This is a genomic window from Mesorhizobium sp. M2A.F.Ca.ET.067.02.1.1 (assembly GCF_004023285.1).
In the GTDB taxonomy this organism is placed as follows: Bacteria; Pseudomonadota; Alphaproteobacteria; order Rhizobiales; family Rhizobiaceae; genus Mesorhizobium.
This window is the reverse complement of sequence record NZ_RZSB01001027.1, coordinates 1-1,694: the sequence shown is the minus strand read 5'-3', so window position 1 is coordinate 1,694 and position 1,694 is coordinate 1. Positions and strand designations below refer to the sequence as shown.

The window sequence follows — 1,694 nt, the reverse complement described above, 5'->3', positions numbered from 1 at the left end:
GCCGCGCCCTGCCTCGAGATCCGCGACGACCCCGCCACCGCCGCCGACTACACCGCCCGCGCCAATCTTGTCGGCGTCGTCTCCAACGGCTCCGCCGTGCTTGGGCTCGGCAATATCGGCCCGCTCGCCTCCAAGCCGGTGATGGAAGGCAAGGCGGTGCTGTTCAAGAAATTCGCAGGCATCGACGTCTTCGACATCGAGATCGACGCGCCGGAGATCGAGCGCATGGTGGAGACCGTGGCGGCGCTGGAGCCGACCTTCGGCGGCATCAACCTCGAGGACATCAAGGCGCCGGAATGCTTCGAGGTCGAGGAGCAGTTGAAGGCCCGGATGGGCATTCCGGTGTTCCACGACGACCAGCATGGCACGGCGATCATCGTCGCGGCCGTGGTGCTCAACGGGCTGGAACTGGCCGGCAAGGCGATTTCCGACATCAAGATCGTCACTTCCGGCGCGGGCGCCGCAGCACTTGCCTGCCTCAACCTTCTGGTCTCGCTCGGCGCCCAGGTGGAAAACATCTGGGTCACCGACCGTTTCGGAGTCGCCTACAAGGGCCGCGTCGAGGAGATGGATCGCTGGAAGGACCCTTATGTGAAGGACACTGAGGCGCGCACGCTGGCCGATGTCATTTCCGGCGCCGACGTCTTTCTCGGCCTCTCCGCCGCCGGCGTGTTGAAGCCGGAGCTCCTGCAGCATATGGCGCCGAAACCGCTCATCCTGGCTTTGGCCAACCCCAATCCCGAGATCATGCCGGAGCTGGCGCGGGCCGCCCGGCCGGACGCCATGATCTGCACCGGGCGGTCCGATTTTCCCAACCAAGTCAACAACGTGCTCTGCTTTCCTTACATCTTCCGGGGCGCGCTCGATTGCGGCGCCAGCGCCATCAACGAGGAGATGAAGATGGCGGCGGTGCGGGCGATCGCCGCCCTTGCCCGCGAGGAGCCTTCGGACGTCGCCGCCCGCGCCTATTCTGGCGAGACGCCGATGTTCGGCCCCGATTTCCTGATCCCTTCGCCCTTCGATCCGCGCCTTATCCTGCGCATCGCGCCGGCGGTGGCGAAGGCTGCCTGCGACACCGGCGTCGCGACGCGGCCGATCGCCGACTTCGCCGCCTATATCGACAAGCTCAACCGCTTCGTCTTCCGCTCCGGCCTGGTGATGAAGCCGGTGTTTTCCTCCGCCAAGGCTTCAAGCTCCAAGCGCGTCATCTACGCCGACGGCGAGGACGAGCGCGTGCTGCGCGCCGCCCAGGTGGTGCTGGAGGAAGGCATCGCCGAACCGACTTTGATCGGCCGCCCGCATGTGGTGGAGGTGCGCCTGAAGCGTTACGGCCTGCGCATCCGGCCGGGCGTTGATTTCGCGTTGATCAATCCGGAAGACGATCCGCGCTACCGCCATTATGTCGATCTTTTGATCGAACTCGCCGGCCGGCGCGGGGTGACGACGGAAGCCGCTCGCACCATGGTGCGCACCAACAATACGGTTATCGCGGCGCTCGCGCTGAAGCGTGGCGATGCGGATGCCATGATCTGCGGGCTCGAAGGTCGTTTCGAGCGGCACTTGCGCAACGTCTCGCTGATCATCGGGCCGCGCGCCGGCGTCAAGGACCGCGATCTGTCGGCGCTCTCCATGCTGATTTCGCAGCGGGGCATCATCTTTCTCACAGACACTTACGTCTCCATCGATCCCACAGC

At 65.4% G+C, this 1,694-nt stretch carries 1 protein-coding gene; it reads left to right on the top strand.

All coding sequences use genetic code 11. From position 1 onward, the window contains the following. Window positions 1-1,694, top strand: a 1,694-nt coding sequence (locus EOA28_RS34990) for a phosphate acyltransferase (RefSeq protein ID WP_128315810.1), incomplete at both ends; no start/stop codon positions are given.